Source organism: Novosphingobium sp. BL-S-33 (genome assembly GCF_056857025.1).
The window spans coordinates 110,959-135,139 of record NZ_CM166474.1 but is presented as its reverse complement, the minus strand read 5'-3'; the positions used below and the strand labels follow the sequence as shown (position 1 = coordinate 135,139).

The window sequence follows — 24,181 nt, the reverse complement described above, 5'->3', positions numbered from 1 at the left end:
CAAGGCCGGGGGGACGGCCGGGAAGCAGGACGGGGCGGGTTGCCGAGGGCGGCCAGGCTCGTACCGTTCCTTGCCGGCGCCTCGCTGCTGGCGCGCGGCGACCGTGCTGCGGTGGCCGTTGCGGCGGCTGGGGAGGACGCACCGCCCGCGCCACATCACGCGCTGGCGCAGCGCTCGGTTCCACGCCCGGGCTTCGCTGCGCTCGAACTGCCGGGGCTGACGGTGCGGGCAGCGGAGCCCTTCGCCTCGCCGATTGCCGCCCCGCGACCGGTGCTGGTGAGGGCGGCTTTGCGGGCTTCCACCGCCTCCATAGCAATGGTACCCGCCGAAGTCCGCGCCGCGCCCTTGCGGTTGGCGTTGCCACAGGTTTCGCAGCCATCCGAGACGGACCAGTCCGCCGCCGCAACTGGAACCGACGCAAACGGGCAGGCACTGACGGCGGCGGGGACTCGTCAAGACGCGCCAGGACCTGCGGCATTCGCAGCCCCAGCGGCGGACGCTGTACCGCGTAATGCGGCGTATCCGCTCGTACCGTTTGAGGAACCTGTTGGGCTGGCGTCGCCATCGGTCTCCGAGCCGACGTTTCCGGCGCTCGATTTGCCCGCTCGGGTTCCGCTGATTGCGCTGGCACCGCCCAAGGAGGTTGCCGGGAGCGATTGGCAACCGGCATTGCTGCCACATCCTGAGCATCTGGTGCCAGCGGCCTACGTGACCGAAGTGCCGGGAGCGATGCAGCAGGCGGCCGTGCATCCGGTTGAAAGTCCGCCCGCCCACGAGCCCGTGCCAAGCGCTTCCCCGCCCCAAGCTCTCGCCGTGGCGCGCGCGCTGCCTGCACCCAGTTTCGGCCTCGGAGGCCCGCAAGGCGCCGCGAAGGACACGGCGAACCTCGCGCCGGCCAATGCCACGCAGACCTTCCCCGCCAACGTCACGCCCGTCATCACGTACGACGACGAGGTGATCCTTGCGGTGAAAGTCGCCACCGGCACCGGCACCAGCGGGGGCGACGATACCGTGATCGCCTATGGCACGCGCGGCGGGCTCTACCTGCCGCTGGGGGCGCTGGCGCGGACGCTCGATCTGGCGATCTCGGTCGGGGACGAGGGCAATTACGCCAGCGGCTGGTTCCTCTCGGAAAATCGGCGGCTGACGATCAACTTGCGCGAAGGCACGGCTGAGGCAGGCGGCAGGGCCGTCTCGCTGCCGAAGGGCGATGCCGTGGCCTTCGACGGTGAACTTTACGTCCGCGCCGAGCGTATCGGCGATCTGCTGCCGCTGACGATCACGCCGGACCTGCGCGACCAGTCGATCACCATCAAGACGAACGAACCGTTCCCGTTCGAGCAGCGCCTCGCGCGTGAGGCCGAGCGCGAGCGGCTGGGCAATGAGCAGGCGTCCTCCGCCAATGCCGAACGCCGCTTCCCGCGTGAGGATACGCCGTGGCTGCCGATCTCGGTGCCGATGGCCGATATCGAGACGCGCGCGGTTTCCGATACGACGCTGGGCGAGCGGGTGGAGACCGACTTGCGGCTGGCGGGCGACCTTGCCTGGATGAGCGCGCAAGTCTTCCTCACCCATTCCACCCGCGATGGGCTGACGGCGGCGCATATCGAACTGGGTCGCACCGATCCCGATGCCGATCTGCTGGGGCCGCTCCGTGCCACGTCGTTCGCGATGGGCGACGTGGCGACCACCTCGCTGCCCATCGGCCTGCGCGGCGTGGCGGGGCGTGGCGGCACGGTGACCAATGCCCCGGTGGAGGCGGCATCGGTGTTCGACAGGATCGACCTGCGCGGCCAGCTTCCCGATGGCTACGAGGTGGAGCTTTACCGCAACGGCGTGCTGGTGGGATCGACGCGGCTGGCGGTCAACGGGCAGTACCAGTTCCTGCAAGTGCCGGTCGATTACGGGCTCAACCTGTTCCGCCTCGTGTTCTACGGGCCGCAGGGGCAGCGCAGCGAGGAAGTGCGGCGGATCTCGGTGGGCGATGGGCGGCTGTCGAAAGGGCAGGTCGTCTACACCGTGGGCGCGGTGCAGAAGGACGAGAACCTGCTGGGCGTCACCGCGCCGCGCTTCATTCCGGGGCTCGATTACGGCCGCTGGCGGGCGAGCGCGCAGCTGGCCTATGGCGTGACTTCGGGTGTGACGGCGGTGGTTAGCGGCGGCTGGTTCGACAGCGACTTCGGCGACCGCTGGCTGGGCAGTGCGGGCCTGCGTACGGGGCTGGGCGGGCTGGCGGCCAAGCTCGATTTCGCCATGCAGAACGGGGCGACGCCGCTGGGCGGCAGCGGCAAGGCCGGGCGTGCTATCGAGGCCGGGCTGGGTGGGCGCGTGCTGGGCGCGTCCTTCACGCTGACCCATGCCGAATATCGCGGCGATTTCCTCGACGAAGTGCGGGTGTTCGACGGGCAGCCGCTGCGCCGCGTGACCGAACTCGACGCCAATGCCACGCTGCGGCCGTTGGGCGAGGGCGGGCTGTCGATCCCGCTCTATGCGCGGGCGCGGCGGATCGAATATGCCTCTGGCGAAGTGCAGACCACGGCCTCTCTGCGCGGATCGATGCGGGTGGCGGGGGTGCTGGCCTCCAATACGCTGGAATATTCGCGCTATCAGCTCAGCAAAGACGTGGGCGGCGGCGCCAGCAACCAGTTGATCGGCACTTTCGATCTATCCACGCTCAACGGATCGCACACGCAAGTCCGCGCCTCCACCAGCTATACCGTGTTGCCTGATCCGCGCCTGGAGGCGGTGTCACTGGAAGTGGACCGTTCGCTGGACGATCGCACGCTCGTGCGGGCTTCGGTAGCGCAGACCTTTCATCGCAGCGATACGCAGTTCGGGCTTTCCGCAGAGCGCCGCTTCCGCCGCTTCACGCTGGCGTTCGACGGCACTTATGGCCTGCGCAACAAGGTCCATTCGCTGGCGCTGCGGCTGGGCTTCGGCTTCGGGCGCGATCCGGTGACCGACCGGGTCTACGTGGCGCCGCCGGGGCAGGCGTTGTCCGGCGCGGTGGCCTTGCGCGCTTATGAGGACCTCAACGGCGACGGCCGGTATGACGCGGGCGACAAGGTGCTGCCCGAAGTCGCCTTCGGTTCGGGCACCGGCACGGGCGAGACCGACAAGGACGGCGTGGTGCTGCTGACCGGCCTGCCTGCCGGAACGCGGGCCAGCGTACAGGTCGATCCCACGTCGCTGCCCGATATCGCGCTGGCCCCGGTGACGCGGGGCATCGAGCTGGTGCCGCGGCCGGGGCGCATCCACCGCACCGACTTCGCGGTAGTGGCGATGAGCGAGATCGAGGGCTCCGCCTATTTCGAAGGCGCAGGCCGTTCGCGCGGGGTTTCGGGGCTGCAACTCACCCTGCGCGATGCCTCGGGCGAGACGGTCGCCACCGCGCGTACCGAGGCAGACGGGTTCTATCTGTTCGAGCAAGTCCACCCCGGCCATTACACAGTGGCCATCGATCCGCAGCAGGCGGCGCGGCTGAAGATCGCCTTGCGCGACGCGATTGCGCTCGACGTGGGAGCGAAAGGCAGCACGCTGTCGCACGATGTTTTCGTGGTGCAGCAATAGCGCATCGATTTTTGCTCTCGGCGCCGTTTCCGTTGTACCGTCCGGGGAGAATGCGGCCCGCTGCGACAACCGGGCCGCCGCAAGGGGCAGACGCGTGAGCGAGAGCACTACGACGATAGAAACGCCCGACGGACCACGGGGCCCGCTGGAACGCTGGTTCACGCTGAGCGCGCGCGGCACCACTGCCCGTACCGAAGTGCTGGCGGGTGTGACCACATTCCTCACCATGGCCTATATCGTGCTGGTCAATCCGGCGATCCTTGGCACGGCGGGAATGCCGGTGGCCTCGGTCGCTGCGGCCACGTGCTTTGCGGCGGCTTTCGCGTCGATCCTTATGGGCTTCGTGGCCAATACTCCGCTGGCGCTGGCGCCCGGCATGGGGCTCAACGCCTATTTCAGCTTTACCGTGGTGCAGCAGATGGGCGTGCCCTGGCAGGTCGCGCTGGGCTGCGTGTTCGTCTCGGGCGTCGCCTTCCTCGTGCTGACCTTGACCGGGGTGCGCCAGTTGATCGTCGCCTCGATCCCGCAATACCTGTTCGCGGCGGTGGCGGGCGGGATCGGCCTGTTCATCGGCTTTATCGGCTTCAAGGACGCCGGGATCGTCGTGGCCAATCCGGCAACGTTCGTGGCGCTGGGCGATCTCAGGGCCCCCGGCGCGGCGCTGGCGATGTTCGGCCTCCTGCTGATCGGAGCGCTCAGCGTGTGGAACGTGCGCGGGGCCATGCTGATCGGCATTCTGGCGACCACCGTGGTCGCCTGGCTCTTCGGCATGGTCTCGGTCTCGCCCGAGCCCTATTCGCTGGCGGCGCTGACCGGCACCGCGTTCAAGCTGGACCTTGCAGGCGTGTTCGGGCTGGGCGGCAGCCACGGGCTGGGCCTGATGGAAATCCTCTTCGTGTTCCTGTTCGTGGATCTGTTCGACAATATCGGCACGCTCGTCGCCGTCACCAAGCGCGCCGGGCTGATGGACAGCGAGGGCCGTATCCCGCGCCTCAACCGCATCCTCATCACCGATGCCACGGCCACCATCGTCGGCTCGCTGGCGGGCACCAGCACCGTCACTAGCTATGTCGAGAGCGCGGCGGGCGTGCAGGCGGGCGGGCGCACCGGGCTGACCGCCGTCGTCACCGGCCTGCTGTTCCTGGCGACCATGTTCGTGGCGCCTTATGCGCAGCTGATCCCGCTGGCGGCGACGGCCCCGGCGCTCATTATCGTCGGCGGGTTGATGCTGCTGCCGCTGACCGAAGTGAAGTGGGAAGACCCGCTGGCGGCGCTTCCCGCTTTCCTGACGGTGGCGATGATCCCGTTCACGTTCTCGATCGCCAACGGCCTCGCTTTCGGCATCACCGCCCATGCCGCGCTGAAGATCGTGCGCGGGACGGTCGAGAAGAAGGACTGGTTCCTGCTTCTGCTGGCAGTGCTGTTCGTGGCCCGCTTCGTCTGGATGGGTGCCACCTGATGCGGGCCTTTCGCGGCGAATTCCTCTCCGTTTCCCGAGACCCGCGCAGCGATCCCGAAGCCGTCCGTCATGAGGCCGACGGGTTGCTGGTGGTCGAGAACGGCGTGGTCATCGCGCGCGGCGCCTATGCCGAACTGGCCGGGCGCCATGCCGATGTCCCGGTGGAGACCTTGCCTGGCCTCGTGGTGCCCGGCTTCGTCGATTCCCACATCCACTACCCGCAGACGGACCGCATCGCCTCGCACGGCGAGCAGTTGCTGGACTGGCTGGAACGGCACATCTTCCCTGCCGAAAAGGCTTTCGCCAGCAAGGCCCATGCCGATGCCGTGGCGGCCTTCTTCCTTGACGAACTGCTGAAGAACGGCACCACCAGCGCGCTGGTCTACCCGACGGTGCACGAGCAGTCGGTCGATGCCCTGTTCGAAGCCGCGCTCGAACGGAACATGCGGGTGATCTCGGGCAAAGTGCTGATGGACCTTGGGCCGGAGGGGCTGAACGACACGCTCGCCTCGGGCCGCGCGGCCAGCGAGGCGCTGATCCGCCGCTGGCGCGGTCGCGGGCGGCTGGGCTACGCGGTGACGCCGCGTTTCGCACTGGCTTCGACCGACGCGCAACTGGCGGATGCGGGCGCGTTGCTTGCCGAGCATCCCGAGGTGCTGATGCACACCCATCTTGCCGAAAACCTGCGCGAGTGCGCCGAAGTGGCGGCGCGGTTTACCGAGGCGGCGGACTATCTCGACGCCTACGACCGTTTCGGTCTCGTCACCGGCCGGTCGGTCTTCGCGCATGGCGTCCACTTGCCGGATCGGGCCTGCCGCCGCTTGCACGAGAGCGGGGCGGGCATTGCCGTCTGCCCCGCGTCCAACCTGTTCCTCGGGTCCGGCTTCTTCGATTTCGGGCAGGCGGACCGGCACGGCGTGCGGCTCGGCCTTGGTACCGATGTGGGCGCGGGCACGACCTTTTCGCTGCTGCACACACAGGGGATCGCCTATCAGGCCGCGCTGATGAAGGGCATGGCGCTGGACCCGTTCCGGGCGCTGTGGCTGGCGACGGCGGGCAGCGCCGCGCTGCTACACATCGATGACCGCGTGGGCAGCCTCGAAGTGGGGCAGGAGGCCGATTTCGTGGTGCTCGATCCGCAGGCGACACCGCTGCTGGCACGGCGGACGCAAGGCGCGGACTTTGCGACGCGGCTTTTCGCATTGCAGGTGCTGGGCGACGACCGCGCCGTCGCGCGCACTTATCTGCTGGGCCAATGCGCCTGGAACCGGGACACGCCATGACCGACCTCGACACTTTCATCGCCGGCCTGCCCAAGGCCGAATTGCACCTCCACATCGAGGGCAGTCTTGAGCCCGAACTGATGTTCGCGCTGGCCGCGCGCAACGGCGTGTCGATCCCCTTCGCCAGCGTGGAAGAGGTGCGGGCGGCTTACGATTTCACGAACCTTCAGGACTTCCTCGACATCTATTACGCCGGGGCCGCAGTGCTGCTGACGCGGCAGGATTTCCACGATCTGGCCATGGCCTACTTCGCCCGCGCGGCGGCGGACGGGGTGGTCCATGCCGAGATCATGTTCGATCCGCAGACCCACACCGATCGCGGTGTGGCCTTTGCCGAAGTGATCGAGGGCCTGCTCTCCGCCATGGCCGCGGCCGAGGCGCGGTTCGGCCTGACCAGCAGCCTGATCCTCTCGTTCCTGCGCCACTTGCCGGAAGCGGCGGCCTTCGCGACGCTGGCCGAGGCGGAGCCGTGGCTGGACCGCATTGCGGCGGTTGGGCTCGACTCTTCCGAAGTGGGGCACCCGCCGGAAAATTTCGCCCGCGTCTTTGCCGCTGCGCGGGATAAGGGCCTCAGGATCACCGCCCACGCGGGCGAGGAGGGCCCGCCGGAATATGTCCATCAGGCGCTTGACCTGCTGGGCGTCCACCGCATCGACCATGGCAACCGCGCGCTGGAAGATCCCGCGCTGATCGCCCGGCTGGTGCGTGAGGAGATGACGCTGACGGTCTGTCCGCTGTCCAACCACAAGCTCTGCGTGGTGGCGGATCTGGCGGATCACCCGATCGACGCGATGCTGGCGCATGGCCTGAAGGCCACGATCAATTCGGACGATCCGGCCTATTTCGGCGGCTATGTGGCGGACAATTACCGCGCCGTCGCCACAGCGCGCGGATTGGACCGGGAGGCGCTGGCGACACTGGCGCGCAACAGCTTCACCGGCTCGTTCCTGCCGGCTGAGGCGGTGGCGGCGCACCTCGACCGGATCGATGCCTATATGGCGGCGCAGGACTGAGTTTTACCGGAACACGCTGACGGCGACGCGTCGGACCTTTGTCATGCAGGCCAAACACCAAGCTTGCAAAACACATTCCGTCGCCCCCGCGAAGGCGGGGGCCCCGCTTCCTTTTCACCCCGCCCGCCAAGAAAAGCGGGGTCCCCGCCTTCGCGGGGACGACGGGGGTTTGTATCCGGAACTCGCGCTATCCCTCAGGCCAGCCGATCGGGAACCGAGCGCGCCTCTTCCATGATCGAATCGCGCGTGCCCACGGATTCCCACGGGAACACGAACCAGCGCTTGTCCTCGGCGCGGTCGATCACGTCGACCCACAGGTCCACCTCGACCTTGGAGCGCTGGTTGTTGATGAGGACCGCGAAGCGCAAGTTGTCCGGCATGCTGCCATTGCTGGCGAGCAGGCCGCGAATGTACTCGATGGTGCCGCCGGAATCGTTGATGTCGTCGATGAACAACAGGCGCGTGCCTGCCGCGCTCATGGCCGCGACTTTGGCGAGCAGTTCGTCGGCAAAGCCCGGCACTTTGGCCGAATGGTCGATCGAGAGCATCGGCAGGTCCAGCTGGTGCGAAAGATAGACCGCCGGAACCAGCCCGCCGCGACCGACGCCGATCACGAAGTCGGGCTTCCAGTCGCCCTCCCGCACCTTGCGCGCCAGCAGGCGTACCTTGGCGAGGAAGTCCTCGTAATATTCGAGGAAGTGGAGCTGGGGCTCGTTGGGGTCGGACATGACTTTCGATCCTGGCGGAAAAGAGAATTGGTTATGCCGACTATCGGGTTCGCGCGCGATGGGCAATCGGGGGCAATCGAGCACCCTATTTCGCGGCGGCGGCGTAGCCCAGATCGGCGAAACCGTTCTCGATCTCGCCCAGCACCAGCGCGGCCGCATGCGACGGCGTGCGCGCGGTGGCGGTGCACAGCGCCAGCGTCATCGGCCGCAGCAAGGGGTCGGAAATGCGGGTGAATTGCAGCAGCCCGCGCCGTACCTCGGTGGCGACATCGAGCGAGGTGAGCACACCCAGACCCGCCCCGCGCATGACCAGCGAGGTGATGATCTGGATATTGTCGCTGGTGATCTTGCGGTCAGGCGTGACGCCGGTGGCGCCTTCCAGCACGGCAAGCTGCTGGCACACCGCCAGCGGCTCGGCGGGCGCGATCAGCGGTTCGCCCGCGCAGACCGAAAAGCGTGCCTCTGCCTTCTCGCCCAGCGGATGCCCCGGCGGCGTCAGGAAGCCGGGCACCACTTCGACAAAAGCGCGCACCGTGAGGTCGCGGTAGGAATGCGGCTCGAACAGGATGCCGAAGTCCACCTCGCCCTCGGCGATGGCGCGGCGGACCTTGTCGTTGCCCAGCACTCTGACGCCCACGGTAATGCCGGGATAGCGCTGCTGGACTGCGTGGATCATGTCCGGGACGTAGCCCTTGGCCAGCGCGTCGATCACAGCGATGTCGACATGCCCGCGCTTGAGCCCGCGCAAATCCTCGATCCGGGCGCGCAGGCTGGCCATGTCGTGCTGCCATTGACCGCCCGATGCCATCATCATCTCGCCCGCCGCCGTCAGCCGGAGCCCGGTGGGCAGGCGTTCGAACAGCGGCAGGCCGAGTTCGGCCTCCACATTGAGGATCTGCCGGTCGATGGCGGAGGCGGAGACGTTCAACTCGTCCGCCGCCTTGCGGATCGAGCCGAGCCGGCCGACCGCCATGAAATATCGGAGAAACCGCGAAAATGCCGGCATCGGTACCCGCTCTAATTTTTGCAACGCTGCGTGGAAATCATTGCGTTTGCTGGCAGTGAGTCAAGCCCTTACGCAATGGGAAGCAACAGGAGCGGCACGGACGCCCTCCCGAAAATGCGCGGATTTTCGCGCTTTCGGGAGGGCGGACTGGTGGGCTGTTGGATCGGGGGCGCAATTTCCACAAGGGTTTCCCAACACCCGGACTGGGGAAGGCGCCCCATTGCGGGGGCGGGATCATGGCTCGGATTTAATTGGTGATTTCCTGCCGGGAGTGATGGCCGACGACGATCGTCTCCAGGATCGTTGTTAGCCTTTTCGCTTCGTCCGCGTTGCCGGGATGGAACGGCGCGCAGATGAAACCCAGGCGCCGTGTCAGGCCGAAATTCCTCACTTCGGCCGTCGCTGTCCCTTCCGGGGCCAGCGAGCGCGGCGCCACCGTGATACCAAGCCCCGCCGCGACCATGCGCAGGCAGCGGTCCTCGTTCTCGCTGCGCAGCGCGAAGCGGGGGCGCACGCCGGCATCGGTGAAGAAGCGGCTGGTGCGCTGCAGGGCCTCGCACGAGCGGCGGGCGATCATGATCTCGCTGGCAAGTTCCTCGGCGGCGACTTCGGCGGTTTCGGCCAGCGGATGGTTTCCGGCCATCACCATCACATAGGGTTCTTCCAGCAGCGGCACGATTTCCGGGCCGCTCTCTGTCTGGCCCAGCAGGGTGAGGGCGAGCTGGATTTTCCCGCTGGCGAGTTGGCCGCGCAATTCGTGGTCGTCTCCCTCCACCAGTTCCACGCCATAGTCCCGCGCCAGTTCCGCCGCGATCGCTTGCAGCATCGGGCCGGAGACGGTGGGGATCACGCCGAGCTTGAGTTCGGGCCACTGCTGCTCGGGGTGCTGCGAAGATTTGGCGAACTGGTCGGCGCGGCGGAAGCCGGATTCGAGATCGCGGGCGATGGGCAGGAAGGCGCCGCCCGGCTCGGTCAGGCGCACATGGCGCCGGTCGCGCACGAAGAGGGCGGAGCCGACCAGACGCTCCAGTTCGGCGATGCTGGTGGAGACGGTCGGCTGGGTGACGTGCAGCCGCGCGGCCGCCTGCTTGAAGCTGCCCGAATCGGCAACGGCCAGAAAGTGCCGGATATGGGCGCGCTTTATCATTGGTAAAATCTATTCAATGTGCCTGTAAGTTTCAATTTGTTTGCATCAGGACCTTCCGGTAATTTGCGCGCAAAGGCCGCACCGACGCGCCGTGGAATTTTTGGGAAGACGAGATGAAGGCCACCCCCGACTTCGATTTCGCACTGGGCGAAAGCGCCGATATGATCCGCGAAAGCGTTGCCCGCTTCGCAGACGAACAGATCGCGCCGCTCGCCGCCAAAGTGGATGCCGAGGACTGGTTTCCGCGCGAACTCTGGCCTGTCATGGGCGAACTGGGCCTGCACGGGCTGACGGTCGAGGAAGAGTGGGGCGGCACCGGGCTTGGCTATCTGGAACATGTGATCGCGGTGGAGGAAGTCAGCCGGGCTTCGGCCTCGGTCGGCCTGTCCTACGGCGCGCATTCGAACCTTTGCGTCAATCAGATCCGCCGTTGGGGCAATGACGCGCAGAAGGCGAAGTATCTGCCGAAGCTGATCTCGGGCGAGCATGTCGGCAGTCTGGCCATGTCCGAAGTCGGCGCCGGGTCGGACGTTGTCAGCATGAAGCTGCGCGCCGACGCGGTGGAGGGCGGTTTCCGCCTCAATGGCACCAAGTTCTGGATCACCAATGGCACGTATGCCGAAGTGCTGGTGGTCTACGCCAAGACCGATGCCGAGGCCGGATCGAAAGGCATCACCGCCTTCCTGATCGAGAAGGACATGCCCGGTTTCTCCATCGGCCAGAAGATCGACAAGATGGGCATGCGCGGCTCGCCCACCTGCGAGCTGGTGTTCGACGACTGCTTCGTGCCCGCAGAGAACGTGATGGGCCCGCTGAACGGCGGCGTGAAAGTGCTGATGAGCGGCCTCGACTACGAGCGCGTGGTGCTGGCGGGGCTTCAGATCGGCATCATGCAGGCCTGCCTCGACACCGTGATCCCCTATGTGCGTGAGCGCCGGCAGTTCGGCACTGCCATCGGCACGTTCCAGCTGATGCAGGCGAAAGTGGCGGACATGTACGTCGCGCTGCAATCGGCGCGGGCCTATGTCTATGCCGTGGCCCGCGCTTGCGATGCCGGGCAGACCACGCGTTTCGACGCGGCGGGGGCGATCCTGCTCGCCAGCGAGAACGCTTTCCGCGTCTCGGGCGAGGCGGTGCAGGCGCTGGGCGGTGCGGGCTATACCAAGGACTGGCCGGTCGAGCGCTATCTGCGCGATGCCAAGCTGCTCGATATCGGCGCGGGCACGAACGAAATCCGCCGCATGCTGATCGGCCGAGAGTTGATCCGGGCCTGAGGTAATAGGGGCCTGAGCCCCGAGCGAGCTACCCGTCGTCCCTGCGCAAGTGGGGACCTCGTTTCCATCCAGCCCCCCTTGCAAGGAAGCGGGGCCCCTGCCTTCGCGGGGGCGACGGGTTCGCTGTATTAGTCCTGCGGCTTGACCCGCAGCAGGCCTTCCTGCGCCACGCTGGCCACCAATGTCCCGTCGCGCGAGTAGATCGCGCCGCGCGCGAAGCCGCGGGCGTGGCCGGACCAGGGGCTGTCCATCGCATAGAGCAGCCAGTCGTCGATCGGCGGGGTCTGGTGGAACCAGATCGCATGGTCGAGGCTGGCGCCGGACACGCCGGGCGAGAAGAAGCCCATCCCGTGCGGCATCAGCGCGGTGGAGATCAGCGCGAAGTCGCTGGCATAGGCCAGCACCACGCGCTGCATCACGGCGTCATCGCCCAGCGGCGCGGCCAACCGGAACCACTGGCAGCGGTGCGGCAGGCCGCCCTGCGGGACCGGAGGGCAAGGCCGGATATCGAATGCGGCGAGCCGCTCCAGCAGGAAAGCGGGCAGCTTTTGCCCGGCGGCGGTAAGCGCGGTGCGGAAGTCCGGGCACTGTTCGGGCGCGGGCACGTCCGGCATCGGCACGGCATGGGACAGCCCCTCTTCGGGCCGGTGGAACGAGGCGGCCAGATTCAGGATCGGCTTGCCGCCCTGCATGGCCACGACGCGGCGGTTGGAAAAGCTGTTGCCGTCGAAATCGGGCAGCACGCGGTAGATGATCGGCCGCCCGGCATCGCCCGCGCGCAGGAAATAGGCGTGGAGCGAATGGGCCTGCCGTTCGGGATCGATTCCCCTTGCGGCAGCGGCCAGCGCTTGCGCGACGACTTGCCCGCCATAGACGCGGCCCGGCTGTTCGGCCACGGCAGCGCCCCGGAAGATGCCGGTATCGATTTCCTCGACGCTCAGCAGATCGCGCAGTGCCGCTACCGCGGTTTGCCCCTCAGTCATGGGCGCCGCCCAGCGGATTGCCCGGCGTACCCTTGAGCCAAAGGAGCGACTGGTGTTCGATCGAGAGCAGTTCCTGCAAGGTCTGCTCGATGGCGATGCTCTGCTTGCGCAGTTCGTCGATCCGGTCGCGAATGCGGGCAAGGAGCTGGCGCACCTGCTCCTGATGCTCGGGATCGACATCGTAGAGGTCCAGGAATTCCTTGATCTCGCGGATCGAGAAACCCAGCCGCTTGCCGCGCAGGATCAATTGCATGCGGCCCATCTCGCGCTTGGAATAGATGCGCGTGGTGCCGACGCGGGTCGGCGCGATCAGGCCCTTGTCTTCATAGAAGCGCAAGGTCCGCATGGTCACGCCAAGCTGGGTGGCGGCTTCCTGAATGCCGACCATGTCCGCGTTCTGGCCCGCTTCCGCCTGCGGCCCACCTTCCGCCTGCGGCCCGTCTCCGTCGATGGCTGCCCCCGCCCCGTTCACGCAGCCGGCCCCCCGGCGGCGCGCTTGGCGGCTTCTTCCTCGACCAGTTCCTTCTTGGACAGCTTGCCGACCAGCGTCTTGGGCAGGCTGTCGCGGAATTCGATGGCGCTGGGCATCTCGATCTTGTTGAGCCTGTCCTTGAGGAACGCCATCAGCGTTGCCTCGTCCAGCACGTCGCCCGAATGAAGCGCCACGAAGGCCTTGGGGCTCTGCCCGCGATAGGCATCGGGAACGCCGATGACGATGGCCTCGTGCACCAGCGGATGCTCATAAAGCGCATCCTCGATCACGCGGGGATAGACGTTGTAGCCGCCGCACAGGATCATGTCCTTGATGCGGTCCACCAGGAACAGATAGCCGTCCTCGTCCAGATAGCCGATGTCGCCGGTGCGCAGGGCGCCGAAGATGAAGGTCTTTTCCGATTCCTCGGGGCGGTTCCAGTATCCGGTCATGATTTGCGGGCCGCGCGCGCAGACTTCGCCGCGCTCGCCCTGCGGCATCAGGCGGTGGGTATTGTCGGGGTCGCGGATTTCCAGCGTGGTGCCCGGGAAGGCCGGGCCGCAGGAGTTGTTCTTGACCAGCCCTTCAAGCGGATTGCAGGCGATGATCGGAGAGGCTTCGGACAGGCCGTACCCCTCGACCACGCGCACGCCGGTACGCTGTTCGAACTTCTGGCGCACTTCCAGCGGCAGCGGCGCGCCGCCCGAAATGCAGACCCGCACTTCGTCGAATTCGCCGTGCAGCGTCTGGTTGTTGAGCGCGGTATAGAGCGTGGGCACGCCGAAGAACTGCGTGGGCCGCGTGCGCTTGGCAGTGGCCAGGAACGACTTCATCTCGAAGCGCGGAAGCAGGATCATCTCGGCCGAAGTGTCGACCGAGTAGTTGAGCACCGTCGTCAGCGCGAAGACATGGAACAGCGGTAGGACGCCCAGCGTGCGCTCCTGCTGTTCGGGCATGTGGCCGACGTGGGCGACCATCTGCGCCGAATTGGCGGCGAGGTTCGCATGCGTCAGCATCGCGCCCTTGGGCACGCCGGTGGTGCCGCCGGTGTACTGGAGCACGGCAAGGTCGGAAGGCGAGCGCTCGACCGGTTCGGGATCGGCATTACGCGCGATCAGGTCGGCAAAGCGAATGAAGCGCAAATCGTGCGGCTCATGCGCGATGTCCTTGCGCTTGAGCAGGCGATAGGCGCGGCCCTTCAGCTTGGGCAGGGCATCGGCGATCGGGCAGACCACCACGCGCTTCAGCGCGCCGCCGCAGCTGGTGGAGCCGACCAGCGGCTCGATCTTGGGCAGCGAGAGCGCAAGGTCGGAGGCGATGATGATCTCGGCGCCCGAATCCTTCACCAGATGCGCCATCTCGCGCTCGGTGTAGAGCGGGTTGAAGTTCACCACGATGCCGCCGATGCGCAGGATCGCGAAGTAACAGACTACGTAATAGGGCGTGTTCGGCAGGCAGAGGCCGACGCGGGTGCCCTTTACGACGCCAAGGTCCTGAAGGCCCCGCGCGGCGCGCCGCGCGAGGTCTCCGACTTCGGCATAGGACCACTTGCGGCCCATGAAGTCGATCGCCGGCCAGGCGCCGTGGGCTTCCACGGCGTGGTCCAGCAGATCGGTAAGCAAGCGCGGCGAGATCGGCGGCATTTCATCCGCGACATGGGAGGAGAGGGGAGTTTCCAAAATACCTCCATTCACGGGGGAGTTGTCGTCAATCGTCGCCGCTGTGCTCATTAGAAGCTCACGCGTGCGCCCAGCGAGAAGACCATCGCGTAGGCGTCCTGAAGCGAACCGTTGGTGATGACCGGGGTCTGTACCGGCGTGCCGACATAAGCCGCCGTGATGCGGTTGATGGGGGCGTCCTTGAACGAGATGTACGAGGCGGCCGCATCGATCGCGATCTTGCTGGTCATGTTGTAGGTGGTACCGGCCGAGAAGTTCCAGCGGTTGCTGTCCGGCACGCGGGCATCGCGGTCGCCGCTGCTGGTCGGGGTTTCACCGTACTGGACACCGCCGCGCACCGTCCACTTCGCGTTCACGTCGTAATCGGCGCCGAAGGCGTACGAGAAGCCGTCCTTGTAGTTCTCGGGGATGGAGGTGTTGACCGGGGCGCCGAGCTGGATGGCGTTGAACTTGCTCCAGCCGTAAGCCACGACCTGCGCGTTCAGCGTCAGCTGCTTGGTGGCCTTCACGCGGGCCGACATGATCGCCTGCCACGGGGTGGTGAATTCCGCCGTGGTGTCGAGCGACATGTTCTGGCCGGCCAGCGGACCAAGCAGGCCGTCGATGGTCAGCGAACCGTCAAGCTTGTGCTTGATGGCAGACTTGTAGGCGACGCCGATCGAGGCGGGGCCGTTGTGGTACTGGGCGCCGACCGACCAGCCCACATCCCAGCCGCTGCCCTTGAGCTGCTGATGACCGTCCGGCAGCGTTGCCAGAAGGTTGGGCAGGTAGTTGCCAAGGGTGGCGTCCACATGCTCGACGTTCGCCGCCGCGCCGACGTAGAGGCCTTCTACCGGCTGGAAAGCGATGCTCGGCTGGATGTCGATGGTGCGCAGCTTGGTCTTGTCGGCCGAATAGCGCGCCCAGCTGTCCGAAGCATAGTCGGTGGTGAACGAGTAGGGCGAAGTCACGGTCAGGCCGAAGGCGACCTTGCCGAAGCCATAGGCGATCGAGCCCGAGGGCAGCACGCCGTTGTTGATCGGGTTCTTGGCCACCGGATTGCCGCCGACCGAGGCGGGCGCCTGGCCCGGACGGACGATCGCCGTGCCGTCATCGACGACCTTGCCCTTGGGCAGGATTACGCTGGCGTGCACCGATGCCTGGCCGCCTTCGAGGCCGCCGATGGCTGCCGGGTTCCACCAGAGCGAATCGACGCCGGTATCGGCAGCTTCACCCGAGAAAGCGCGGCCTTGTGCGCGCACCGACTGTTCCTGAAGGTAGAAGGCCTGCGCATGGGCGGCCCCGGCTGCACCGAGCGCCATGGCCGAAGCAGTGCCAGCCAGCAGGATACGGCCCGTAATCTTTTTCATTTTTTATCTCCCTTACTTCTCTTTTCCCTGAACTTTATCGAATTGTCCGTCGCGCATCAGGGGGAGTGCGGGACAGGACCTGTCCCGTTTAGGGAATACGCTTCCACGTCTGCGTCTTGCACAGCGGCCAGACGATGCAGCCCTTCAGCTTGAGCGTGTTGGCGTCGACCGGGGTGATCGTGGCCTTGTAGGTGCCGCCGTCTTCGGGATTGTAGATCTGGCCTTCGACCCACTCCTCGCCCTGGCGCTTGAAGCCGCCGACCATCTGCAAGCCCTTGATCTTGCGGCTGCGCAGCGAGGCGTCCTTGTTGTTCACATCGCGAATGTCGGGATTGGCCCTGACGCCGTCCGAATCGACGACATGTCCGCAGAGCGATTCGCCGCAGCGGCTGAGTTCGATTACGCCGTGCTTGGAAGGCGTGAGCCACTTGCCGACGACCTGGTCGGCGCTGGCCGCAAATGCCGGATTAACACCGAGAATTGCCGGAATGACGGCGGCAACCAAAGCCACCCCCACGGGTTTCCAAAGTCTCATGAGCGACCTTTCCATCATCTCTCCAACGGGCACCTTCTGCACCTTGGGGCGTGTGCCCTTAGGGTGGGGTGTTCCGAAGACGTAACCGAAAATTTGCTTGACGTATAGGGAAAGAATTGCACCCTTAGGGAAGAACGGTGACGCTCTCCGACAGGTGGGGAGCGGTCGAGCTCCGACGGAGAGAGTGCATGAAAAGTGTCGTGATCGCGGGTTACGCCCGCTCGCCCTTCCATCTGGCCAACAAGGGCGCGCTGGCCCGTGTTCGTCCCGACGACCTTGCCGCGCAGGTGATTCGCGGGCTCATCACCAAGACCGGCGTCGAATCGGCTGATATCGAAGACGTTGTCGTCGGCTGCGCATTCCCCGAAGGCGAGCAGGGCTTCAACATCGCGCGCCTCGTGGCGTTGCTGGCGGACCTGCCGATCACGGTCGGCGGCATGACCGTGAACCGTTTCTGCGGTTCGTCGATGAGCTCGATCCACTACGCCATGGGCCAGATCGCCATCGGCGCGGGCGAAGTCTTCGTCTGCGCGGGCGTCGAATCGATGAGCCGCGTGCCGATGATGGGCTTCAACCCGCTGCCCAATCCGGCGCTGGCAGCGAAGAGCGCCGCCTACATGTCGATGGGCGAGACGGCCGAGAACGTCGCCACCAAGTACCAGATTTCGCGCGCCGATCAGGAAGCGCTTGCCGTCTCCAGCCAGCACAAGGCCGCCGCCGCGCGTGACGCCGGCAAGCTGACCGATGAGATCGTGCCGATCCAGACCAAGGGCGGCGTCGTCAGCGAAGACGGCACCATTCGCGGCGACACCACCGCCGAAGCGCTCGCTGGTCTCAAGCCCGCGTTCGACGCGGCCGGCTCGGTTACCGCCGGTACTTCCTCGCCGCTGACCGACGGCGCCAGCGCCGTGCTCGTCACCACCGAGGAATATGCCCGCGCCCACGGCTTGCCGATCCTCGCCCGCATCAAGTCGGTGGCGATTTCGGGCTGTGCGCCGGAAACCATGGGCCTTGGCCCGATCCTCTCCAGCCAGAAGGCGCTTGAGCGCGCGGGCATCGCTGCCGGCGATCTCGACGTGGTGGAACTGAACGAAGCCTTCGCTTCGCAGGCACTGGCCTGCATCAAGGACCTCGGCCTCGACGTGGCCAAGGTGAACATCGACGGCGGCGCGATCGCGATCGGCCACCCGCTGGGCGCCACCGGCGCGCGCATCGTCGGCAAGGCGGCCTCGCTGCTGAAGCGCGAAGGCGGCAAGTATGCACTCGCCAGCCAGTGCATCGGCGGCGGTCAGGGCATCGCCACGATCCTGGAGTCGGTGGAATGAGCGACACCATTATCAAGAAAGTTTGCGTGATCGGCGCCGGCACCATGGGTGCCGGGATCGCGGCTCAGGTCGCCAATGCCGGCGTGCCGGTGCTGCTGCTCGACATCGTACCCAAGGATGCCACCAATCGTAACGTGGTGGCCGAGGGCGCGGTGGCGAAGATGCTCAAGACCGAGCCTGCGCCGTTCATGAGCAAGTCGGCCGCCAAGCTGGTCGAGACCGGCAATATCGAAGACCACCTCGACAAAGTTGCCGAGTGCGACTGGGTGATCGAGGCGGTGATCGAGCGTCTGGACATCAAGCAGGGCCTCTACGCCAAGCTGGAAGCGGTGAAGCGCGACGGCACCGCCGTTTCGTCAAACACTTCGACGATCCCGCTTGCCAATCTGGTCGAAGGGCGTTCGGACGCGTTCAAGCGCGACTTCCTGATCACCCACTTCTTCAACCCGCCGCGCTACATGCGCTTGCTGGAGATCGTCACCGGCCCGGCGACCGACGCTGCCGTCGCCGCCAAGGTCGAGCAGTTCGCCGACATTTCGCTGGGCAAGACGGTGGTCACGGCCAAGGATACGCCGGGCTTCATCGCCAACCGTATCGGCACCTACTGGATCCAGCTTGGCCTCAACGCCGCGTTCGACATGGGCATCACCGTCGAACTGGCCGACGCCATTGCCGGAAAGCCGATGGGTGTGCCCAAGACCGGCATCTTCGGCCTTGTCGATCTGGTCGGCATCGATCTGATGCCGCACTTGCAGGCCAGCCTCACCTCGACGCTGCCGGCTGGCGACCTCTATCACGGCATCGCCCGCGACATTCCGCTGATCAACAAGATGATCGGCGAAGGCTACACCGGCCGCAAGGGCAAGGGCGGGTTCTACCGCCTCAATAAGGAGGCCGGTCGCCGCAAGGAAGCCATCGACCTCCAGACCGGCGAATACCGTCCGACCATTACCGCACAGGGCCCGCGCGGCGCGGCTTCGCGTGGTGATCTCAAGGCGCTGGTCGAAAGCAAGGGTGAGATCGGCGCTTACGCATGGGCCGTGCTCGGTGCCACGCTGGCCTATGCCGCCAGCCTCGTGCCCTCGGCCGCCGATGACGTGGTTGCCGTCGATGACGCGATGAAGCTGGGCTACAACTGGAAGGCCGGCCCGTTCGAGATGATCGACAAGCTGGGCGCCAAGTACCTTGCCGAACGCCTCGCCGCCGAAGGCAAGGCCGTGCCGGAAATCCTGACCGTGGCGGGTGACCGCACGTTCTACCGGATCGAAAACGGCAAGCGCCAGTTCCTCGGCCTCGATGGTGAATACCGCGACATCGTTCGCCCCGAAGGCGTGATGCGGCTTGCCGACGTGAAGCTTTCGTCCAAGCCGATCCTCAAGAACGCTTCGGCGGCGCTCTGGGATATCGGCGACGGCGTCGTCTGCCTTGAATTCACCGGCAAGATGAACGCGCTCGACGGCGAAGTCATGAAGCTGATCGGGCAGGCCATTCCGCTGGTGGCGGCGCAGTACAAGGCGCTCGTCGTCTACAACGATGCCGATACCTTCTCGGCCGGTGCCAACCTTGGCCTCGCGCTCTTCGCGGTGAACATCGCGGCGTGGGGCGAGATCGAGAAGCTCGTTGCCGGTGGCCAGCTCGCCTACAAGGGCCTGAAGTATGCCCCGTTCCCCGTCGTCGGCGCGCCCGCCGGCATGGCGCTGGGCGGCGGCTGCGAGATCCTGCTGCACTGCGACGCGATTCAGGCCTATGCCGAACTCTACTGCGGCCTTGTGGAATGCGGCGTCGGCCTCGTTCCGGGCTGGGGCGGCAATGGCGAGATGCTCGACCGCTGGCGCAAGGCACCGGGCATGCCCAAGGGCCCGATGCCGGCGGTGGCCAAGGTGTTCGAGATGGTCTCGACCGCGCAAGTCTCCAAGTCTGCCCAGCAGGCGCGCGAGATGATGATCCTGCGCAAGGATGACGGCATCTCGATGAACCGCGATCGCCTGCTCTACGACGCCAAGCAGAAGGCGCTGTCGCTGGTGGAAGGCTATACCCCGCCCGAAGCGCCCGAGTTCAAGCTGCCCGGTGCCGGTGGCCGCACCGCGCTTGGTCTGGCTGTCGAGGGCTTCCACAAGCGCGGCATGGCGACCGACTACGACGTGGTCGTCTCCGGCGTGCTGGCCGATGTGCTGACGGGCGGCGACGAGTTCGACCTCGTCGACACGGTGAGCGAGGGCGAACTGCTCAAGCTGGAACGCGATGCCTTCATGGGCCGTCTGCGCGATGGCCGTTCGGTGGCCCGCGTCGAGCACATGCTCGAAACCGGCAAGCCCCTTCGCAACTGATGCTGCGTAACTGATACAAAGGAAAACCGGGCCGAGAGCGTGACTCATCATCCCATCCTCCTTCCATCGTCCCTTCTCTCGTCATTGCGAGCGGCGAAGCCGCGCGGCAATCCAGCGGCGTCGCAAGCCGCCCTGGATTGCTTCGCTCCGCTCGCAAAGACGAAGTGGAAGGTGCGTTGGGACGCCGGATGGGATCAGGCGAGTTCAACTCTCGACCCGCGAGGAGAGTGACATGCAAGTCTACGAAGCGCCCCTGCGCGACATGAAGTTCGTGCTCCACGAACTCCACAACGATGACGGCTTCGGCAATCTCGAAGCCCTGGCCGAATTCACCCCCGACCTTGTCGACGCGGTGCTGGAAGAGGCCGCCAAGGTGGCGCAGGAAGTCCTGCTGCCGCTGAACCGCAGCGGCGACATCGAGGGCTGCACGCTCGAAAACGGCGTGGTCCGCACCCCCGCAGGCTTCAAGGAAGCCTACGAGATGTTCCGCGAAGGCGGCTGGTGCGCGCTGGCGTCCGATCCCGAATGGGGCGGGCAGGGGCTCCCTGAAGCGCTGAACAAGCTGACCGAGGAGATGATCTGCTCCTCCAACCTGTCGTTCAGCCTCTACCCCGGCCTCACCCACGGCGCGACTACCGCGATCGAGGGCTATGCCAGCGAAGAACTGAAGCAGGCCTACCTGCCCAAGATGGTCGAGGGCACCTGGTCGGGCACGATGTGCCTTACCGAACCGCATTGCGGCACCGACCTCGGCATGCTGCGCACCAAGGCGGTGCCTCAGGGCGATGACAGCTACAAGATCTCCGGCGCCAAGATCTTCATCTCGGCGGGCGAGCACGACCTGACCGAGAACATCATCCACCTCGTCCTCGCACGGCTTCCCGATGCGCCGGAAGGCGTGAAGGGGATCAGCCTGTTCCTGGTGCCGAAGTACCTGTCCAAGGAAGACGGCACGCCCGGTCCGTCCAACGGCGTTTCGGTCGCGGCGATCGAGCACAAGATGGGCCTCAAGGCCTCGGCCACCTGCCAGCTCAACTTCGACGAATCGACCGGCTGGCTGGTCGGCACGGCGGGCAAGGGCATGGAAGCCATGTTCAAGATGATGAACACCGAACGCGTTTCGGTGGGCATTCAGGGTCTTGGCGTGGGTGAAGCGGCCTATCAGTCGGCCGTGTGGTACGCCAAGGACCGCTTGCAGGGCCGCTCGCTTTCGGGCGTGAAGAACCCCAAGGGCCCGGCCGATCCGATCATCGTCCACCCCGACGTGCGCCGCATGCTGATGACCGCGCGCGCCTACAACGAAGGCAGCCGTGCCATCGGCGGCTGGGTCAGCCGCGCGCTCGATGCCGAAAAGCATTCGACCGATCCGGCCGTGAAGGCCCGCGCGGAAGACTTCATCGCGCTGATGACCCCGGTGGTGAAGGCCCTGTTCACGGACTGCGCCTATGAAAGCGCGAACCTGGCCGTGCAGGTCTACGGCGGCCACGGCTACATCGCCGAAAGTGGCGTGGAACAGTACGTGCGCGATGCCCGCATCGCCATGATCTACGAAGGCACCAACGGCATTCAGGCGCTCGACCTTGTCGGCCGCAAGATGCCCGCGCATGCCGGTCGTTACCTGCGCTCGTTCTTCCACCCCGTTTCGGACTTCATCGAGGCGAACAAGGCGGACGAGACTTTCGGCAAGATGATCGAAGGGCTGGAAAAGGCCTTCGGCGCGCTCCAGCTTTCGACCGGCACGATTGCCCAGAAGGGCATGAAGGACCCCGAGGAAGCCGGCGCCGCCGCGACCGACTACTTGCGCCTGCTGGGGCTTGTCGCCATGGGCTACTGCTTCGCCAAGGCGGCGCTGATCGCCAAGGCCAGGCTGGACGAAGGCGCCGAGGATGCGGCGTTCTACACCGCCAAGATCGCGACCGCCCGGTTCTTCTTCGACCGTCTGCTGCCGCAGGCGACGGCAGCGTTCCTGGCGATCAAGTCGGGCAAGGCTTCGATGATGGCGCTGGAAGTCGAAATGTTCTGATTCAGGTCAGGCCCGGTGGCTGTCGGAAATTTCGCCTGAAATTTTGGTTGCCGCGGGTCTGCTAATCCCATTTAAGTGCTCCCAACGGGGGGACGGGACGCTCCGGCGTTCCGTCCCCTTGTCGTTACTGGAGACTCCATGGCGCGCGGTTGGAATCAGGTCATTTGGAATCGCGTTACGGCGTTCGTAGCCGTGCTGGCGCTGGCGGCGTGCTCGGGCGTGGCGGATTCGCCGGCCGCAACGAACAGCCAGAATCAGGGCCCCGCCAATCTTGCCGCCATAAGCCCGGTGGTGACCTGCGCCTCGCTGACCGGCACCGACATGACCGCTATCGGCGGCGCGGGCAGCAAGATCACGCAGGCCAGCGAGACCACCAGCGACGGCATCGGCGTCTGCTCGGTCAGGGGCACGCTGGCCCCGGCGGTCAATTTCCAGGTGCTGCTACCGCTCAAGACATGGACGCAGCGCTACCTTCAGGTCGGCTGCGGCGGCCTGTGCGGCGCGATCACGCTGCGTTCGGGCGCGTCCGAGGGCTGCAAGGTGCTGAACGACGGCGGCTTCGTGATGGCCGCGACCGACATGGGCCACACGATGGCCGAAAGCGACGGCGCATGGGCGCTGGACCCGGTGCGCCGCGCCGATTTCGCCTATCGCGCGCAGCACCTGACCTCGCAGGCGTCCAAGGCGCTGATCCGCGCCTTCTATGGGCAGGAAGTGCGCTATTCCTACTTCAACGGCTGCTCCGACGGCGGGCGTGAGGCGTTGATGGAGGCCCAGCGCTTCCCCGACGATTTCGACGGCGTGATCGCCGGGGCTCCGGCCATGCTCTTCACCGTGCAGAACACGCTTTACCATGGCTGGATGGCGCGTTCGAACCTCGACGCGGCGGGCCATCCGATCCTGCTCGCCGACCGGTTGCCGATCCTGCACAAGGCCGTCGTCGCCACCTGCGACCGCACCGACGGCGTGATCGACGGGCTGATCTCGCTCCCCGCCGCCTGCCGCTTCGACATGGCGAGCGTGACGTGCCCAGCAGGGACGACCGACACTTCGGCCTGCCTCACGGCCGCCGAAGCCGACGTCGCGCGCAAGTTCTACGAAGGCCCGCGCGATCCGGAGACGCATGCTTTCCTCACCGCCGGGCAGCCGCTCTATGGATCCGAGCTGGAATGGCCGGGCGTCTTCGTGCCGGGCGGACCGGAAGGGCGGATGATGAGCCAGATGGTGGTGCCGCCGGTGATGCGCTACCTCGCCTTCCCGGAGCCGCGCCCCGATGCGACGTTGGAGAGCCTCGAATTCACGCGCGCCACGCTTGACGAACTGCGCGACCATCACCGCCTGTTCGATGCCACCAACCCGGACCTCAGCGCCTTTGCGGCCAAGGGGCACAAGCTCATCATGTGGCATGGTCTTTCCGACCAGCATATCGCCCCGGCCAACACCGTCTCGTACCAGAAGGCGCTGTTCTCGACGATGGGCAAGCGCGTGGTCGGCCAGTTCGAGCGGCTCTACATGCTGCCCGGCGTCGGGCATTGCGGCGGGGGTGAGGGGCCGAGCAGCATCGATCTGCTGACCCCGATGATGACCTGGGTCGAAAGCGGCCACGCGCCCGAGGCGATCATGAGCGGCACCACCCGGCATCGCAGCACGTTCGGCCAGCCGGTGGGTATGGCGAGCGCTGCGCCATCCGAACCGGCTCGCCCGGAGATGCTGCGCCCGGTCTATCCCTGGCCGGCGGTTGCCAGCCATACCGGCAGCGGCAGCTATACCGATCCGGCAAGCTGGACGCGCAGTGCCTCTACGCAAGTGGTGCTGACCCATAATTGGTCGGGGGCGGATCTGTTCGGGCCCTATACGTTCATCAACCAGTAGCTGCTCTAATTGCACGGCGATCCCGTTGCGGGTGCGTGTACGCTTGAAGGTGAACCGCTAGCTTCACAGCATCGTCGCCCCCGCGCAGGCGGGGGCCCCGCTTCCTTTTTGCCCCGCCGCCAGGAACAAGCGGGAT

At 66.2% G+C, this 24,181-nt stretch carries 17 protein-coding genes; 9 read left to right on the top strand and 8 right to left on the bottom strand.

Going from position 1 to position 24,181, the window contains the following annotated elements:
* Nucleotides 1-39: 39 nt before the first annotated feature.
* From AC1VVM_RS00515 to AC1VVM_RS00500, 4 genes are all read left to right on the top strand, one after another.
* Complete coding sequence (locus tag AC1VVM_RS00515; RefSeq protein ID WP_482955589.1) at nucleotides 40-3,570, top strand: SdrD B-like domain-containing protein; 3,531 nt, start codon at nucleotides 40-42, stop codon at nucleotides 3,568-3,570.
* Between the two features lie 94 nt (nucleotides 3,571-3,664).
* Nucleotides 3,665-5,029, top strand: coding sequence for an NCS2 family permease (locus AC1VVM_RS00510; protein ID WP_482904822.1), 1,365 nt, complete (start codon nucleotides 3,665-3,667; stop codon nucleotides 5,027-5,029).
* Nucleotides 5,029-6,312: a guanine deaminase gene (guaD, locus tag AC1VVM_RS00505; protein ID WP_482904821.1), complete on the top strand. Its 1,284-nt coding sequence runs from the start codon at nucleotides 5,029-5,031 to the stop codon at nucleotides 6,310-6,312. Before AC1VVM_RS00510 ends, guaD begins: the two co-directional genes overlap by 1 nt.
* Nucleotides 6,309-7,325: an adenosine deaminase gene (locus AC1VVM_RS00500; protein ID WP_482955588.1), complete on the top strand. Its 1,017-nt coding sequence runs from the start codon at nucleotides 6,309-6,311 to the stop codon at nucleotides 7,323-7,325. Before guaD ends, AC1VVM_RS00500 begins: the two co-directional genes overlap by 4 nt.
* Nucleotides 7,326-7,519: 194 nt before the next feature.
* Here the strand turns inward: AC1VVM_RS00500 and AC1VVM_RS00495 are convergent, their stop codons facing one another.
* From AC1VVM_RS00495 to AC1VVM_RS00485, 3 genes are all read right to left on the bottom strand, one after another.
* A complete protein-coding gene (locus AC1VVM_RS00495) occupies nucleotides 7,520-8,053 on the bottom strand; it encodes a phosphoribosyltransferase (RefSeq protein ID WP_482904819.1) in 534 nt (177 codons plus the stop codon).
* Nucleotides 8,054-8,138: 85 nt separating this feature from the next.
* Complete coding sequence (locus AC1VVM_RS00490) at nucleotides 8,139-9,059, bottom strand: LysR family transcriptional regulator (protein WP_482904818.1); 921 nt, start codon at nucleotides 9,057-9,059, stop codon at nucleotides 8,139-8,141.
* A 247-nt stretch (nucleotides 9,060-9,306) separates the two neighbouring features.
* A complete protein-coding gene (locus tag AC1VVM_RS00485) occupies nucleotides 9,307-10,206 on the bottom strand; it encodes a LysR family transcriptional regulator (RefSeq protein WP_482904817.1) in 900 nt (299 codons plus the stop codon).
* Between the two features lie 113 nt (nucleotides 10,207-10,319).
* Here AC1VVM_RS00485 and AC1VVM_RS00480 point away from each other — a divergent pair, with 113 nt between their 5' ends.
* On the top strand, nucleotides 10,320-11,480 hold the full coding sequence (locus AC1VVM_RS00480) for an isovaleryl-CoA dehydrogenase (RefSeq protein WP_482955587.1): 1,161 nt from the start codon (nucleotides 10,320-10,322) through the stop codon (nucleotides 11,478-11,480).
* Nucleotides 11,481-11,608: 128 nt separating this feature from the next.
* On the opposite strand, the gene AC1VVM_RS00475 is transcribed toward AC1VVM_RS00480, so the two are convergent.
* The 5 genes from AC1VVM_RS00475 to AC1VVM_RS00455 form a co-directional block, all read right to left on the bottom strand.
* Nucleotides 11,609-12,463: an acyl-CoA thioesterase gene (locus AC1VVM_RS00475; RefSeq protein WP_132387101.1), complete on the bottom strand. Its 855-nt coding sequence runs from the start codon at nucleotides 12,461-12,463 to the stop codon at nucleotides 11,609-11,611.
* Nucleotides 12,456-12,851, bottom strand: coding sequence for a MerR family transcriptional regulator (locus tag AC1VVM_RS00470; protein ID WP_132387487.1), 396 nt, complete (start codon nucleotides 12,849-12,851; stop codon nucleotides 12,456-12,458). The genes AC1VVM_RS00475 and AC1VVM_RS00470 overlap by 8 nt, the downstream gene beginning before the upstream one ends.
* Nucleotides 12,852-12,931: 80 nt before the next feature.
* Nucleotides 12,932-14,578, bottom strand: coding sequence for a long-chain-fatty-acid--CoA ligase (locus tag AC1VVM_RS00465; RefSeq protein WP_482905126.1), 1,647 nt, complete (start codon nucleotides 14,576-14,578; stop codon nucleotides 12,932-12,934).
* Nucleotides 14,579-14,664: 86 nt separating this feature from the next.
* Nucleotides 14,665-15,963 (bottom strand): OmpP1/FadL family transporter, encoded by a 1,299-nt coding sequence (locus AC1VVM_RS00460; protein ID WP_482904815.1) that lies wholly within the window; start codon nucleotides 15,961-15,963, stop codon nucleotides 14,665-14,667.
* 88 nt (nucleotides 15,964-16,051) lie between these two features.
* Nucleotides 16,052-16,498 carry a DUF2147 domain-containing protein gene (locus AC1VVM_RS00455; RefSeq protein WP_132387097.1) on the bottom strand — a complete coding sequence of 149 codons (447 nt, stop codon included), beginning with the start codon at nucleotides 16,496-16,498 and terminating at the stop codon, nucleotides 16,052-16,054.
* A gap of 188 nt (nucleotides 16,499-16,686) precedes the next feature.
* Between AC1VVM_RS00455 and AC1VVM_RS00450 the strand changes: the two genes are divergently transcribed.
* From AC1VVM_RS00450 to AC1VVM_RS00435, 4 genes are all read left to right on the top strand, one after another.
* The gene (locus tag AC1VVM_RS00450) at nucleotides 16,687-17,823 is read left to right on the top strand and encodes a thiolase family protein (protein ID WP_482904813.1); all 1,137 of its coding nucleotides are present in this window, start codon (nucleotides 16,687-16,689) and stop codon (nucleotides 17,821-17,823) included.
* The gene (locus AC1VVM_RS00445) at nucleotides 17,820-20,150 is read left to right on the top strand and encodes a 3-hydroxyacyl-CoA dehydrogenase/enoyl-CoA hydratase family protein (protein WP_482904812.1); all 2,331 of its coding nucleotides are present in this window, start codon (nucleotides 17,820-17,822) and stop codon (nucleotides 20,148-20,150) included. The genes AC1VVM_RS00450 and AC1VVM_RS00445 overlap by 4 nt, the downstream gene beginning before the upstream one ends.
* Before the next feature lie 232 nt (nucleotides 20,151-20,382).
* Nucleotides 20,383-22,173 (top strand): acyl-CoA dehydrogenase C-terminal domain-containing protein, encoded by a 1,791-nt coding sequence (locus tag AC1VVM_RS00440; protein WP_482904811.1) that lies wholly within the window; start codon nucleotides 20,383-20,385, stop codon nucleotides 22,171-22,173.
* Between the two features lie 138 nt (nucleotides 22,174-22,311).
* Nucleotides 22,312-24,045, top strand: a complete 1,734-nt coding sequence (locus tag AC1VVM_RS00435; RefSeq protein ID WP_482904810.1) for a tannase/feruloyl esterase family alpha/beta hydrolase — start codon at nucleotides 22,312-22,314, stop codon at nucleotides 24,043-24,045.
* The last annotated feature ends 136 nt before the right edge of the window (nucleotides 24,046-24,181 follow it).